16 protein-coding genes are annotated in these 13864 nt (G+C 38.5%); all 16 read right to left on the bottom strand.

The features are described 5' to 3' along the window. On the bottom strand, positions 1-562 hold a 562-nt coding region (locus G413_RS0107205; protein WP_022790241.1), incomplete at its 3' end, for a transketolase. Between the two features lie 209 nt (positions 563-771). Further along, positions 772-1776 (bottom strand): 3-dehydro-L-gulonate 2-dehydrogenase, encoded by a 1005-nt coding sequence (gene yiaK / locus G413_RS0107200; RefSeq protein WP_022790240.1) that lies wholly within the window; start codon positions 1774-1776, stop codon positions 772-774. After that, on the bottom strand, positions 1760-2899 hold the full coding sequence (locus G413_RS11210) for a glycerate kinase family protein (RefSeq protein ID WP_022790239.1): 1140 nt from the start codon (positions 2897-2899) through the stop codon (positions 1760-1762). The genes yiaK and G413_RS11210 overlap by 17 nt, the downstream gene beginning before the upstream one ends. A 44-nt stretch (positions 2900-2943) precedes the next feature. Further along, the gene (locus tag G413_RS0107190) at positions 2944-3540 is read right to left on the bottom strand and encodes a hypothetical protein (protein ID WP_022790238.1); all 597 of its coding nucleotides are present in this window, start codon (positions 3538-3540) and stop codon (positions 2944-2946) included. 14 nt (positions 3541-3554) lie between these two features. Further along, the gene (locus G413_RS0107185) at positions 3555-4745 is read right to left on the bottom strand and encodes a UxaA family hydrolase (RefSeq protein ID WP_022790237.1); all 1191 of its coding nucleotides are present in this window, start codon (positions 4743-4745) and stop codon (positions 3555-3557) included. A 3-nt stretch (positions 4746-4748) separates the two neighbouring features. Further along, entirely contained in the window at positions 4749-5015 is a 267-nt protein-coding gene (locus G413_RS0107180) for a UxaA family hydrolase (RefSeq protein WP_022790236.1), read from the bottom strand. Next, positions 5005-5712 (bottom strand): RraA family protein, encoded by a 708-nt coding sequence (locus G413_RS0107175; protein WP_022790235.1) that lies wholly within the window; start codon positions 5710-5712, stop codon positions 5005-5007. The genes G413_RS0107180 and G413_RS0107175 overlap by 11 nt, the downstream gene beginning before the upstream one ends. Continuing rightward, positions 5702-6361, bottom strand: a complete 660-nt coding sequence (locus tag G413_RS0107170; RefSeq protein ID WP_022790234.1) for a ribulose-phosphate 3-epimerase — start codon at positions 6359-6361, stop codon at positions 5702-5704. The genes G413_RS0107175 and G413_RS0107170 overlap by 11 nt, the downstream gene beginning before the upstream one ends. Then, on the bottom strand, positions 6358-7038 hold the full coding sequence (locus G413_RS0107165) for a ribulose-phosphate 3-epimerase (protein WP_022790233.1): 681 nt from the start codon (positions 7036-7038) through the stop codon (positions 6358-6360). Before G413_RS0107165 ends, G413_RS0107170 begins: the two co-directional genes overlap by 4 nt. 4 nt (positions 7039-7042) lie before the next feature. Then, on the bottom strand, positions 7043-8182 hold the full coding sequence (locus tag G413_RS0107160; protein WP_022790232.1) for a mannitol dehydrogenase family protein: 1140 nt from the start codon (positions 8180-8182) through the stop codon (positions 7043-7045). Beyond that, the gene (locus G413_RS0107155) at positions 8182-9360 is read right to left on the bottom strand and encodes a mannitol dehydrogenase family protein (protein ID WP_022790231.1); all 1179 of its coding nucleotides are present in this window, start codon (positions 9358-9360) and stop codon (positions 8182-8184) included. The genes G413_RS0107160 and G413_RS0107155 overlap by 1 nt, the downstream gene beginning before the upstream one ends. A gap of 18 nt (positions 9361-9378) precedes the next feature. After that, a complete protein-coding gene (locus G413_RS0107150; RefSeq protein WP_022790230.1) occupies positions 9379-10317 on the bottom strand; it encodes a phosphoglycerate dehydrogenase in 939 nt (312 codons plus the stop codon). After that, positions 10317-10958: a beta/alpha barrel domain-containing protein gene (locus G413_RS0107145; RefSeq protein WP_022790229.1), complete on the bottom strand. Its 642-nt coding sequence runs from the start codon at positions 10956-10958 to the stop codon at positions 10317-10319. Before G413_RS0107145 ends, G413_RS0107150 begins: the two co-directional genes overlap by 1 nt. Before the next feature lie 12 nt (positions 10959-10970). Then, positions 10971-11936, bottom strand: coding sequence for a D-2-hydroxyacid dehydrogenase (locus G413_RS0107140; protein ID WP_022790228.1), 966 nt, complete (start codon positions 11934-11936; stop codon positions 10971-10973). Further along, a complete protein-coding gene (locus G413_RS0107135; protein ID WP_022790227.1) occupies positions 11920-13080 on the bottom strand; it encodes an iron-containing alcohol dehydrogenase in 1161 nt (386 codons plus the stop codon). The genes G413_RS0107140 and G413_RS0107135 overlap by 17 nt, the downstream gene beginning before the upstream one ends. Position 13081: 1 nt before the next feature. Further along, a complete protein-coding gene (locus G413_RS0107130; protein ID WP_022790226.1) occupies positions 13082-13864 on the bottom strand; it encodes an HpcH/HpaI aldolase family protein in 783 nt (260 codons plus the stop codon).

The following is a 13864-nucleotide window of genomic DNA, read 5'->3' as shown; positions in this document are numbered from 1 at the left end:
CGATTACATCGTCGATGTTGCCATCGATCTGCAGATGGTTATAATCTAACATCACACAGAGGTTGTCCAGCTTGTAATGGGAGGCTGCCATACAGGCTTCCCATACCTGTCCTTCCTCGCTTTCTCCATCACCCAGCAGGCAATAGATTCGGTGTTCATTCTTGTCGATATGTTTATTGGCGATGGCCATACCTACCGCCGCCGAGATCCCCTGTCCCAGAGAACCGGTAGACATATCCACTCCGGACACATAGTTCATGTTGGGATGGCCCTGCAGTTTGGAATCCACCTGTCTGAATCCCTGCAGCTCTTCTTCCGGCAGAAATCCCTTTTCACACAGTACGGCATACAGCAGCGGGGAGGCATGTCCCTTGCTCAGTACAAAACGATCCCTTTCGATCGTATCCACATTATCTTTGTTGATATCCATTTCTCTGAAATACAGATCCGTCAGCAGATCGGCCCCGGATAAAGAGCCGCCCGGATGCCCAGATTGAGCGATGTACACCATTTTTAATATATTCTTTCGAATATTAATTGCATGTTTTTGAAGTTCTGTCATTCTTTTTTCCTTTCGTTTTCAATAAGCCAGACAACTTCATCCTCCTTATTGGATTACACCTCGTTGTTGGCTCTTCTTTTTCACTTCAGCACTCTTCTTTTTTCTTCTTCATAGTTGGTCTCGACTTGTTTAAGCATCGAGATATCGTTATAATTTGCTTAAAAAAATATTGTGTTGGAGTTCGTTAAAATCCATACATTTTTTATCATTTAAAGTAGATTCAAGATTTCTTTCCATTTAGCCTCTATGACAGGCAGGCCTTTTTTCAGATTTTCTTTTCTTGCCTTGGTTTCTAATTCACCAGGATAATAGACTTCTTCTCCTTCTTGGATAGGATGAGAATCTTTTAATGATTTTTTAAGATCATGAACTATTCGATTCATTTTCTCTATGCTAATAAATTTTAAAGGATCAACCACAATAAAAATCTGTGTAAGTCCAATCTCTCTTTCAAAGCTTCCAATCTTCATAACAGAATTCCCATTACTTAATATCGTGCCAATCAAGTCTAATAAAATGGATAATCCGCTTCCTTTCCAATATCCCATAGGTAAAACTCTTTTGGTTTGATAAATAATAGAGGGATCCCTCGTAAGCTTTCCTTTTTCATCGAAGCCACCAGGAACTGGAAGCTCAATATTCTTCAACATACATTCTTCGATTTTTCCATAGGAAAACTGAGAAACAGCACAATCTAAAATTATATGTTCTTTAGAGATATCTGGTACAGCGAGCACGACGGGATTGTTTCCAATATTGGTATCCACGCTTCCCCAAGCTTGCATATTGGGCTTAGTATTAGACCAACAGATACATATACAACCTTGATCAGCAGCCAGAGAACCATAATATCCACCACGAAGCCAGTGATTATTATTACCTACTGCAACGATACCGATACCTTGTTCTTTGGCAAGCTCGCAAGCTCTTAAAACTGCTCTTTTCGCATTGAGCGGACCAATTCCATAATGCCCATTCCAACGTTCGATATTTCCTATTTTTACTTCGCAAGTACATTGTTCATGGATATTGATAAGACCCTTATCTAAATATTCTATAATTTTTTTAAAACGGTTGATCCCATGGCTATAAACACCAACCAAACTATTATCCACAAAAATCTGCGCCCAATCGCCAGCGTATTCTTTGGGTACACCATGGTTTACTAAAATTTTAAAAAATATAGAGTGCATTTCCTTAGCTTCGATTCTCATGATGATTCCTCTTAAACAGTTTCCCAAATTGGAATCCGATTTCTTCTAGATTTACTTTTGTGTTTTGAATAGCTTCTTGTAATGAACAAATACTCGGTTGGATCGAGAAAATACCATCAAACCAATCGTTTAACGACTTGTCTGTATAATTTTTCTGCCCACACAAGGCTATGATTGATTTTTTCTCTTTTTTAGCCATTTCTGCCATACATAAAGGCAATTTCCCTTGCAGAGTTTGATCATTGATTGTCCCTTCTCCAGTAATGATCAGATCTGACCATTGTACTTTACTTGTTAAATCAATGAAATGTTTCACGATATCAAAACCTGGCACAATATCTCCGCCAATTATTTTTAATCCAGCTGCCAAGCCTCCTCCGGCCCCGCAGCCAGGTTCCATCAAATCTAAATCACATTGTTCATCCAACTTTCTTAAATGGCCTTCCATTTGTTGGATTTGTTTTTCATCAGCCCCTTTTTGCCGAGCATACATTTGAGAACAACCATAAGTTCCATACAAAGGAGCATTGACGTCCACTCCGACAACAAGTTCGATTTTTTTTAAATGATTTTGGATTTGTTGCAGCTTCTCTTTATCAAAATGATCAAAGTCCATAAGAGGATTTGCATGATTCGCTAAAAGTTCATGTTTCTCATCATATAAAGAAAGGCCCAATGCCTGTAATGCCCCCAGACCGGCATCGGTAGTTATCGTACCTCCGACAAATACAATGATTTTACTGATTTGGTTTTCCATCAAATGACAAATCAATTGCCCTAAGCCATAACTAGAAGTGGTCATCACTGTATTAGGAGTCGGATTTTGTCCCTGAATTCCTATCATCGAAGCCGTTTCAATGGCGCAACATTTCTTATCCTCTTCTTCAAAGAACAAAACATTTACCATAGTATCTCTACCAAAGGAATCTTTACACATCATTTTCTGATAAGTCCCTATGCCATTTTGGGACAAAACTTCCAAGCTTCCTTCTCCACCATCAGAAACCGCACAAACTTGTAACTTTAAATCAGGATTAATAGATAATCCCGATTTTAAAGAAAGACCAGCTTCTAAAGAAGAAACCGCTCCTTTAAAGGAATCAATCGCTATCAATACATTCATAAATTCTCCTTCAAAAAAAGCGATTCTCTCCTAAGAGAAAACCGCTATTCAAAAAAATCTTTAGAAAGATTACTATAGTAATCCGCCTTTTTTGTATCCCCTTTATTCGTATATTGTACCGACAACAAATAAGCAGATAGCATTTTCTCAGAGTCTTGGAGTTTATCAAAATTCTTCTCCAGTTGATCAATGTATTTTGACTTCTTATTCACAAAAATATCATACAACATTTGACATCGTGCATTTAAAGACTCATCATTGAACTCCTTTAACTTGTTTTTCAATTCAAGACTTTTTGACTTATCCGCCAACATAACATAATGTTCAAACGCATTAGTATAAATCTCTATTTTTTGTTTCTTAGTTACAGCCGATTCAATTGTGACTTGATACTGTTCATCAACTTTTTTTGAATTATTTTGAACTAAATACATCTGTAGTCTATAACATTCAAGTTCATATCGTGGAAACAAAGCTTTGGAAGAAAATGCATTTAGTCCCTTTTCCATCTCCTCGTATGATTTTGTGTTTAATAAATGCGCAAACCAATATTGTTTCCTGTTTTTTAAGCTCTTTCTTATAAAAGGCGTCATAAACACAAGAATCACAAAGAATAACAAAATTAATCCAGTTGGATTCATACTAGATACCCCTCTCAAAAATAAGTCTTTCGAACAACTCCGTCTTTTACATATTTTGAAACCCGAACGATTGAACATTCACATATTCCATAGATTTCCGACTTGGTCTTTTTTCCATTACACACATCGAGAATCAGCGAGAACAAAGCATTCTCCAGCTCATCCATATTGTTTGAATTTAATCCTTCACTACAGTCGAAGTCAATTGATTCTTTCATTTTTTCTGCCGTTTGCTGATTACCGGTGATTTTGATCACTGGTACAAGTGGATTGCCTAATGGTGTGCCTTGTCCGGTCGTAAACAAAATCAAGGAACAACCCCCTGCCACCATTCCCATCATACTGATAGAATCATTCCCCGGTGTATCCATGATTACAAGGCCTTTGCAACTGATGGGCTGGGCATAATCAAAAACATCCTGAATCATGCTAGAGCCTGATTTTTTGATACATCCTAAAGATTTCTCCTCCAAAGTGGTAATCCCACCTCTTTGGTTGCCTGGAGAAGGATTTCGCATACGAATATCATCTCCCACACTGTACTGACTTTCTTCATATCGCTCAATAATTTCATCAATGTGAGTGGCTACCGAAGTATTTCGAGCCCTTTTTTTTAAAATGTGCTGTGCTCCAATAAATTCTGTAGTTTCCGATAAAATCGAAGTTCCACCTAAAGAAACCATTCGATCGGAAACATGGCCCACCAAAACGTTGGACACAAGACCACTGGTAGGATCCGAACCGCCACATTCTGTTCCTAAAATTAAATTGGAGATTTCGAACTCTGTTTTAGACATTGCCTTGGCTTCTTCCACCATTTTTATAGCCGCCTTAGTAGCTAACTCAATGGTTTTTTCAACTCCTGGGACTTCCTGGATAATAAATGTCTCTAATGGTTTTTTGGTTCGACTTTTGATCTCGGTAACCACTCGATCCATTTGACAGTTCTCACATCCTAAGGAAATCGCAACAACACCATACACATTGGGATTGGCAGCCATTCCTGCCATGGTAGATATTGTATAAGCTGTATCAATTTTTGTCTGTGAACAACCCAGATGATTATGGAAGGTGATGGTCCCATCCACCTTTTCCGATACGATTCGCGCCACATCCGAGGCGCAAATACTAGTTGGTAAAATCAGTACATGGTTTCGAATCCCATAGATCCCATCACATTCCCTCTTGTATCCATTGATCTTCATAACTCAATTCTTGCTCCTTAAATTATGTGTATGAACATGTTGCCCTTGCTTTATATCTTTATACGCAAAGCCTATACATTCCCCATATTTTAGAATAGGACTTCCTAAAGAAATATCCTCAATTGCCATTTTATGATATATGGGAATCTCATCCTGTACCTGTATTTTTAAAGAAGACACAACAATCGTTTCCCCTTTATTAATATCCCGTATAGCAACCACGACATTGTCATTTTCATCGATTTTTAAAACCTGTTCATTAGTCATCATAAAGTCCTGCCATAATGTCAATAATCTTATTCACATCTTGTGTTCGGCGCATTTGTGCTTGCCGTTTTTCTTCAATAATACGAAGATTTTGGGCATTTTTGATCACATCATCTAAAACGCTAGCTGGAAATTTAACCGCCCCATTTTCATCCATATGAATGATTTCTCCTGGAGAAACTGCCATATCAAACACTTTCACGGGTGTATTGATCGACTTGATGGACCATTTACCATGTCCTGGACATACGCCACTAAGCATATATTGCATTCCTAATGGTCTTACTTCATCAATATCCCGACTTGGCCCATCTGAGATTACCCCAACGACACCCACTGATTTAAGCGCTGTCATCATATTCCCACCAAGTAAACCATTTTTATTTTTAATTCGTTTTGGCAAATTCTGTTTCACAACTAACACAACAGGCTCATTTAATGCGGAAATAGTTCTCAGCACATCTGGAAATGAAAGTCGTTGATAATGTTGGTCGGGCAAACCATATGTACAAGTTATGGCATACCCTGTCACCGGTCCTAATTCTGGATACATCACTTTAGCTTTCTGATTGGTGTACCAAGATTCTTGCCAGGGATCATAAAGACCCAAACAATAGTCTTTTTCCGGATACGTTGCGACCACGTTGGTAATACTTGGTGTATCGAATTGTTTTAAAATCTCCAATCTCTTATCTGCCACAAACACCCCTCAATTCATCCAATCGTTCTTTATATTTTTTATCTTCTTTAAACAACGCGCTAGTTCCTAATACAAACCCATCTACACCGCAACAAGAGTAAGCTTTAATTCTTTCAGGAGAACAAGCACCATCCATAATAATTTGAAAACCATATTTTTGTTTCAGATGAACCAGTCTTTCAATTTTTCGATCCATACTTTCTATAAAACTTTGTCCCGCAAAGCCCGGATTCACTGTCATCACTAAAATATAATCACAGAAAGGATACAACTCCTCCAAAGAAACAAGGCTAATATCGGGATTGATTGCAACGCCCGCTTCTTTTTTTCGTTCATGAATGTGCTGAATAGTTTTGATGACATACATCTCAGATTCTGGATGCAGATAAATGATATCGGCACCGGCATCTATAAACCAATCCACTTTATTTGCTGGTGAATCAATCATCAAATGTGCGTCGATCTTTTTGTTTGTCAAAGAGCGTATCGCCTGGATATCTGAAATTCCCAAAGCCATATTAGGAACAAAGGTTCCATCCATGATATCGCAGTGATACATATCGATCTTCGCTTCTTCCAATAGAGCCATCTCCTCTTTTAAATTGGAAAAGTTACAACACATCATACTAGGGCATAATATTGGCTTCATATCTTTGCCGCCTCCATCATCAAATCATAATTTTCTTGTATGCTTGCCTTATCATTAAATAAACCAGAAGTTCCCCCTGTCAGGATCGTTGCCCCCGCCTGAACTACTTCAGGGATTGTATGCACATTGATATTGCCATCAGCTTCAATATCCATATTTATATTCGCCTTATCCAAGTATTCGCGCATAATTTGAATATGTTTTAAAGCTTGTTTTTGTATAGGCTGTCCGGCATACCCCGGATTGACCGTCAATTTCAAAATACTTTCAACCTGGCCAACCAATTCTAAGAAATCTTCTGGAACGGGTGTTTCACATCGAAAAGCCAAGATGGGTTTAGCTCCTAAAGAGCGAATCTCTTCAAATACTTCTTTATGATCGCAAGGTGTTTCATAATGCACCGCAAGATAATCAGCACCTGCTTTGATCATCGGTTTGATATAAGGCTTGATATCTTCCACTGCCAAATGCACCACGATAGGCTTTGTAGTCAAAGGTCGAAGCTTTTCTAAAATTAAATCTCCGAACACAAAACAATCGTTGAACTTCCCATCCACCACATCATAATGTAGAAAAGACAGATGGGTTTGATTAATCAAATCCATCTGGTCTTTTATATGCAATAAATCGATACAAGACAAGGAACCGCTGATTTTAATTTCTCTATGTTTACTCATCTCACTACTCCACAGAATAGACAAGCTCTTTCATGCAGATGTTATGGCGATTGGCCTTGATCAACTCATAATATTTTTCCACCCGTTTCACCATGGCATCGTCTACAGAAAGACCATTTATATCACAGAATGTTTCGATTGGTGATTTTGTTAATACAGGTTCACTGCCATTTCCTTGGAGTTCTTCCCAATACACCAAAGCAGCTGCCGCCACGAATTCCATGATTCGTGTATCTTTGTCATGCTCTTTTAAAATTTTCATAGGTGACATGATTCTCTCTGTTGGTCCTAATTTACGTTTTGCGGCACGTCCATTTTTTACATTGAAATCTAGAATATCTTTGTTTTTCATCTTACGCATAGCGCGTTGGGCAAACTCTTCCTGATCTTCTTTTGTAATCTGGAAATAATCCTGTAAAGCCGGATTTAAATCTTCTAAAAGAATATCCATCATTTCGGCAATGTCGGGATCATTAGCAGCATCGCCATAGACTTCATAGTCTTTGATATATCCGCAATAAGAGATCAAACCTGCCAAGCAGTTATACGTATAAATCTTTCTTTTTAAGAACTTTTCAAAGTCATGAATAGGAACCGCTCCTTCAAAATCAATTTCATCAAGGGCGTCCGCATCAAACGGGAAGTAGTATTCATTCATAGACAAGATATCCAATCTTGTCTTATCTAAGGCAACCGTTGAGCAGAAGACGGCCGTCATAGATACGGTAAAATTTTCTTTTACTCCTAAATCTTTTAAATGATTGGTCAGCACTTTCCCTGGATTGATTCCATTTTCCGCCGTCAACATAACTACCTTATCTTCACGCCCGGCAATGCCTTCCTGAATCTGTTTGGCTACATCGCCTAAATTTTGTTCACCAACAGAAGTAAAAATAATATCTGCATCATGAATTGCTTGTTTGGCTTCCGTAGAATAACTTAAATACGCTTTCAGCCCATGCACATATAAAGGTGTTCTATCTTTTGAATAAAAATGAATACAGAATGCTTTATCTTCTTGGAGATAATCTATCAACCGCTCATTTTTATCGATCAAAGTAATATCATAATTTTTTTCAAACAGAAAACGAACTAAATATCCACGCCCTGTTTGACCAGCTCCAATCACAACTGCCTTTTTCATTATTCTTTTAGCCATCCTTTCGCTCTTAGTTCATCAATGCTGCTTAAAATCATTTGATACAATTCTTCTTCCGGTTTTAACTGACAAACATTTTGTAAGATGTATTCCACACCATGTTCTTTTCGCATTTGCTGAAGCTTCATAGCGGATTCATCATCAGGTTCATCATAGAATAAAGCCGCTGCCGTTGCCAATGCAATCGCAGTTGGTTTTACACCAATGGACAACGCAATTTTACTTGGGCCAATCAAACGATCTTCGGGACGAAGTTTTCTTAGAGGATCCCGAGCAATACGCGTCAATTTATCGACAATATCTCTATCGGTATACTTAGCCTTGGCACGTTTAGAAAAAGCGTATTGACTCTCTGCATCGATACCCATTCCTTGAATCAAAGCTTGGTTGATTTCATTATAAATTTCATCCATGATTGGTTCGATTTCCACATCATTGGCAGCTTCGGCCATATAAGTCAAACCTTTTAAATGCCCCAGATACGCTACCGAACCACAGCTTGTGTTATTTGTGTACAATTTCTGTGTCAATAAATGCCCAAAGTTGTCTACAAACTCAATATATTCCCAATTTGGAATCTCTGTTTTTATAGCATCTTTATCAATTGGCAAGTATTTAAAGTTTTGAACCCACGTATCAATTGGATTTATCACTTTAGAAGGATCTGGTGCCCCTGTTCCCGTACAAAGGATTACCGATTCTCCTACACCCACGTTTTCTTTAAATAACTTTGCTTCTTTTTCATCCAAACAGCTTAAGATGGCTTCTTCCAGGTCTTTGGCCGGATCGATCCAGTTTTCACAAGTTATAATATTAGAAAGGTGTACACCACCGATCGTAACTAATTTTTTAAATGCCTGACCAATGGTTTTTCCTACTGAAGGCATATTTTTTCCACCACAAGCCGTAAAGATAAAATCACTTTCTTTCCAACAAGCAGCCAACTGATCAATGTCTGAAGTTGGATATGCCTTCACATGATCCACTTCTAAATCAAGATCCGAATGTCCTAACACATGGATCGTATAATGTCCTATTTGATTCATTTGTTCAACCATCGCATCGCTGGCATCAAAATAAGTAATGTCCACATTATTCAATGTCAATAGTTGCGTCACAAAGCCTCTACCAATTCGTCCTGCGCCTAAAATAACTGCCTTCATATATACACTTCCTTCCAATTACTTTAAAAAATCAATCATTACATCCGTAGCGCGGTTTACCGTATTGATCTCAGACTCTCTTGAACGAGAACCAATATGCGCCGTTAAAATGAAATTATCCATTCCTAATAATTCTTGCACCCAATCTTCCTTTGCCGGAGGTTCACTGGTAAACACATCACTGGCACACGCAAAGATCTTCTTTTCTTTCAAAGCTTTCAAAAGTGCCTTTTCATCTACGATGCCTCCACGGGCCGCATTGATCAAAATGGCCGTATCTTTCATCTTGTCAAATTCTTCATCCGAAATCATATTTTCGGTTTCTGGTGTCAAAGGTACATGAACCGTAATAAAATCACACTCTTTGTAGATTTCTTCTGGATTCGATTTCTTTGCCTTATATGGTTTTAGAGCTTCTCCTGGAATATCAAAAGCATCATAAGCATAGATCTGCATACCTATTCCATACCCCATTCTGGCAACTTGCTTACCAATGTTCCCAAAACCGATAATTCCTAATTTTTTCCCGGTCAATTCCATGCCAGTTGGCTTATCCCAACCACCATTTTTCACGCACATCGCATCACTGACTATAAAACGAGCACAATTGAACATCATACCAATGGTATATTCCGCAACCGCATTGGAATTAGTCCCCAAACATCTTCCTACCTGTATTCCATGTTCCTTGCAGTAATCAACATCAATATTGTCAGTTCCGACCCCAAACTTTACAATGGCCTTCAAGTCCTTGCACTGGGCAAGCAGATCCTTATCCAGTTCATCCACACCAACGATGATGCCGGTGGATTCTTTTGCCTTTTGAATAAAGACTTCGCGAGGTAATGGTTTCCCTGTCTCATTGATATCCATTTCAAATCCAAGAGCTTCCAGGCGTTTTCTAGCTTCCTGGCCATATTTGGCATAGCCTCTAGGCGTTACTAAGATCTTTTTCATTATTTACCCATCTCTTTTCTGGCTTCTTCCACTAAAGCACATAGTTTTCTAGCGTTTTCAGCGATCTGAGCAGAATCTCCCTTTGACAACAAACCTCCAACGCCTAAAACTTCGGCTCCATTCTTCACCCAAGTCTTTACATTGTCTAAGTTAATACCACCACTTGCCAATACAGGGATCTGAGGACATGGCACTTTGAACACTTTGGCCAAATCTGGTCCATAGTAATTTGAAATCGGGAACATTTTGATGAAAGCGGCACCAGCTTTTAATGCGTTCAGGCATTCGGAATATGTTGTACATCCAGGCCCATAAGGAATCTGATACAAGTTGGCCATTTCCTGAACAGCCGGATCAAAGTTAGGAGCAACAAAGAATTCGGCTTTATTCATGATAGCTAATCTTGCGGTAGTTGCATCCAATACCGTTCCGGCACCAACACATACTTTGTCACCATAAGTTTCCTTAATAGCACGAATCACATCACCAGCATTAGCGTTGGTATAACTGATTTCCATCACATCTACACCACCGTCAATGCATCCTTTTGCGATTTCCAATCCTCTTTCTACTGTTTCTACACGTACAACAGCCATGATTGCTGTTTTTTTCATTCTTACTTCTACTTCTGGTTTTGACATAATATTTATCTCCTATTCTTCTACTCGATTTAATGTTTTACCTTCTAAAAAAGCTTTTAAATTTTCAATTGTCGTATCCATTATTCTTTGTCTAGACTCTCTGGCCGCCCATGAAATATGGGGTGTAATGATACAGTTATCCAGTTTTAATAATGGAGAATCTTTATCGATTGGTTCATCATTTGTCACATCCAATGCTGCCGCAAAGACCTCATTATTTTCCAGCGCTTTTGCCAATGCCTGTTCATCTACCAGTTTTCCTCTGGAATTATTGATTAAAATGGCATTTTTCTTCATCAGCTGAAGACTTTCTTTGGATATGATATGGTAATTATCTTTTGTCAAAGGGCAGTGCAAACAAATCACATCACTGGTCTTCAACAACTCTTCTAATGAAGTTTTTTTATAAATATCCGTATTAACATATTCATCAAAATATTGGACCTTCATACCTAATGCCGATGCAATTTTTGCTGTACTTTGTCCAATTCTTCCTAAGCCAATGATTCCCATCGTCTTATCCGCCAGTTCAATCAAAGGATAATCCCAAAAACACCAGTCAGGTTGTGCATTCCATTTTCCTTCTTGAACCGCTTTAGCATGATATCCTACTCGATTACAAACTTCCAATAACAGCGCAATAGCAAACTGTGCAACTGCTTTTGTCCCATAGCCAGGTACATTGGTTACTACGATGTTGTGCTCTTTACAATACCTGATGTCCACCACATCATATCCAGTTGCCAACACCCCGATGTATTTTAAAGAAGGACACTGACTCAAGTTTTCCTTACGCAGCGGCGTTTTATTCGTGAGTACAATATCGGCCTTTTGAATTCGGGATAAGATTTCATCTTCACTGGTGCGATCATAGTATTCCACCTGACCAAAGCCATTCAGGCCCGCCCATGAAAGGTCACCAGGATTTTCTGTATACCCATCCAATATAACGATTTTTAAATCATAAGCTTGCTTCATAAATTTTCACTATGTCACTTTCACTCAAAGGAACAAATCCTTGTTGAACTTGTTTTTCCGCTTTTTTTGCCATGGCACTAAATTGAGAAGAATCAATATCCAACTCGTGTAATGTCATTGGTAAATTCAATTTGGCATAAAATTTGTTCAATTCTTCGATTCCTTTATGGACTAGTTCATATGAATCCAATTCTTTATCTTGCCAGTCCCATAGTTTTCTAAAGAAACCTTCAAAAATATCTACCGTATTCTCATTAAGAACGTATTCCATCCAGTGTGGGGTCAATATAGCCAATCCAACACCATGTGTAATATCGTAAACAGCACTGAGTTGGTGTTCGATTGGATGAACACTCCATGCTACCGGTCTTCCTAATTTAAGAAAGTCATTGATAGCCCAACAACTCACCCACATTAAGTTGGCACGTGCTTCGTAATCCTCTGGGTCTTCTAACACCTTAAGTCCAGAATCCATACACGTTTTCAATAGCCCAATCGCAACATTCTCCAGAATCAATCCAGGTTCCTTAGAAAAATAAGACTCCATGATATGACTCATGATATCGGCTACTCCAGCTGCACTTTGATAAGGAGATACCGAAAATGTATATGTTGGATCTAAAATACTAGCTATAGGTCTAAGAAGAGGATGTCGGGTTCCTATCTTTTCATCTGTATCTTCGTTGGTGATTACGGCAATATGATCCATTTCACTGCCCGTAGCAGCCATGGTTGGAATCGCAATTAGAGGCAAAGCATTTTCAATTAAAGAAGGATTCATCACCAGATTCCAAGGATCACCGTTGTAATAGGCCCCTGCACAAATCACCTTAGAACAATCGATAACCGAACCTCCTCCAACAGCAAGCACTCCATCAATCTTTTTTTCTTTACAAAGCTGGATGCCTTTTTTTACGGTTGTGATACGTGGATTTGGTTCTATACCCGAAAGTTCAAACCATTCCCCACCCGTTTTTTTTAACTGTTCAAGTACAGAATCATAAATTCCGTTTTTCTTGATGCTTCCACCGCCATAGACAATCAACAGTTTTTTTCCTAAATTTTTAACCAACTCAGATAAAGACTGAATTTGATCCTTTCCAAAATAAACTTTTGTGGGTATGTCATAAACAAAATTTTTCATTTCACTTTCCCCTTAGAATATCCAAAAGTTTAGAACCTTCATTATTCCAATATTCTTTTAAGATTTTTACTTCGGTACCTAAGGAAAAGTGAGTAACCCCCATCTCTAAATAAGGTTGCGCTTGTTGGGCTTGTGTAATTTCCACACGAGGCTGTACCCCATTTTTTAAAGCTGTTTTAATAACATGCTTCTCTGCTTCTTTTACTTCTTTCGAATTCTTGGCGTAGCCACAGTTCATTGAATAGTCAGCTGGCCCAAACTGTACAAAATCGACACCTGGTACCTTGCAGATTTCTTCAATGTTTTCTACCGCCTCTTTTTTTTCGATCATAAAGCCAATCACGGTTTTAGAAACTTCTTTGGCATATTCTTGTTGCGAAGAAAATGTCGCATTGCGAATCCATCTGCGGCTCACATAGCCTAACTTTCCACCCAGTTCAGGAGTGGCAGCTCGAATTCCTCGGATTGTTTCCTTTACTTCATCCGCCTTTGTATGGTCGGTAAATAAAACACCCTGGAATCCGGAAGCCAAAGCTTTTTGAGCTACATAAATTCGATTAGCATAGTCTACCTTAATCAAAGATCCAATATTGTGTAATTCACAAGCCATCGCAAGCACTTCCAGATCATAATGATCAAAAGGTGCGTATTCAGCCAAAAATTCGATATAGTCGTAGATTCCAGAGGACCCTACGATTTCTGTAATCACAGGCCAAGTACTGTTGATTCGAGTTGAAAGAACCATATCTTTTTTCTCAAAAGCTTCACGAATTGTATTTTCCAT

Origin of the sequence: Faecalicoccus pleomorphus DSM 20574, from assembly GCF_000420345.1 — a bacterium.
GTDB classification, from domain to species: domain Bacteria; phylum Bacillota_I; class Bacilli_A; order Erysipelotrichales; family Erysipelotrichaceae; genus Faecalicoccus; species Faecalicoccus pleomorphus.
The sequence above is the reverse complement of the archived record's forward strand: the minus strand, read 5'-3'. Positions and strand labels throughout refer to the sequence as shown.

Coding starts and splice junctions, on each gene's coding strand:
- G413_RS0107140 (WP_022790228.1), bottom strand. CDS start 11,936: ATGAAGCAAGCTTATGATTTAAAAATCGTTATATTGGATGGGTATACA.
- G413_RS0107190 (WP_022790238.1), bottom strand. CDS start 3,540: ATGAATCCAACTGGATTAATTTTGTTATTCTTTGTGATTCTTGTGTTT.
- G413_RS0107130 (WP_022790226.1), bottom strand. CDS start 13,864: ATGGAAAATACAATTCGTGAAGCTTTTGAGAAAAAAGATATGGTTCTT.
- G413_RS0107165 (WP_022790233.1), bottom strand. CDS start 7,038: ATGAGTAAACATAGAGAAATTAAAATCAGCGGTTCCTTGTCTTGTATC.
- G413_RS0107150 (WP_022790230.1), bottom strand. CDS start 10,317: ATGAAAAAGATCTTAGTAACGCCTAGAGGCTATGCCAAATATGGCCAG.
- G413_RS0107170 (WP_022790234.1), bottom strand. CDS start 6,361: ATGAAGCCAATATTATGCCCTAGTATGATGTGTTGTAACTTTTCCAAT.
- G413_RS0107185 (WP_022790237.1), bottom strand. CDS start 4,745: ATGAAGATCAATGGATACAAGAGGGAATGTGATGGGATCTATGGGATT.
- yiaK (WP_022790240.1), bottom strand. CDS start 1,776: ATGAGAATCGAAGCTAAGGAAATGCACTCTATATTTTTTAAAATTTTA.
- G413_RS11210 (WP_022790239.1), bottom strand. CDS start 2,899: ATGAATGTATTGATAGCGATTGATTCCTTTAAAGGAGCGGTTTCTTCT.
- G413_RS0107160 (WP_022790232.1), bottom strand. CDS start 8,182: ATGAAAAAGGCAGTTGTGATTGGAGCTGGTCAAACAGGGCGTGGATAT.
- G413_RS0107180 (WP_022790236.1), bottom strand. CDS start 5,015: ATGATGACTAATGAACAGGTTTTAAAAATCGATGAAAATGACAATGTC.
- G413_RS0107145 (WP_022790229.1), bottom strand. CDS start 10,958: ATGTCAAAACCAGAAGTAGAAGTAAGAATGAAAAAAACAGCAATCATG.
- G413_RS0107155 (WP_022790231.1), bottom strand. CDS start 9,360: ATGAAGGCAGTTATTTTAGGCGCAGGACGAATTGGTAGAGGCTTTGTG.
- G413_RS0107135 (WP_022790227.1), bottom strand. CDS start 13,080: ATGAAAAATTTTGTTTATGACATACCCACAAAAGTTTATTTTGGAAAG.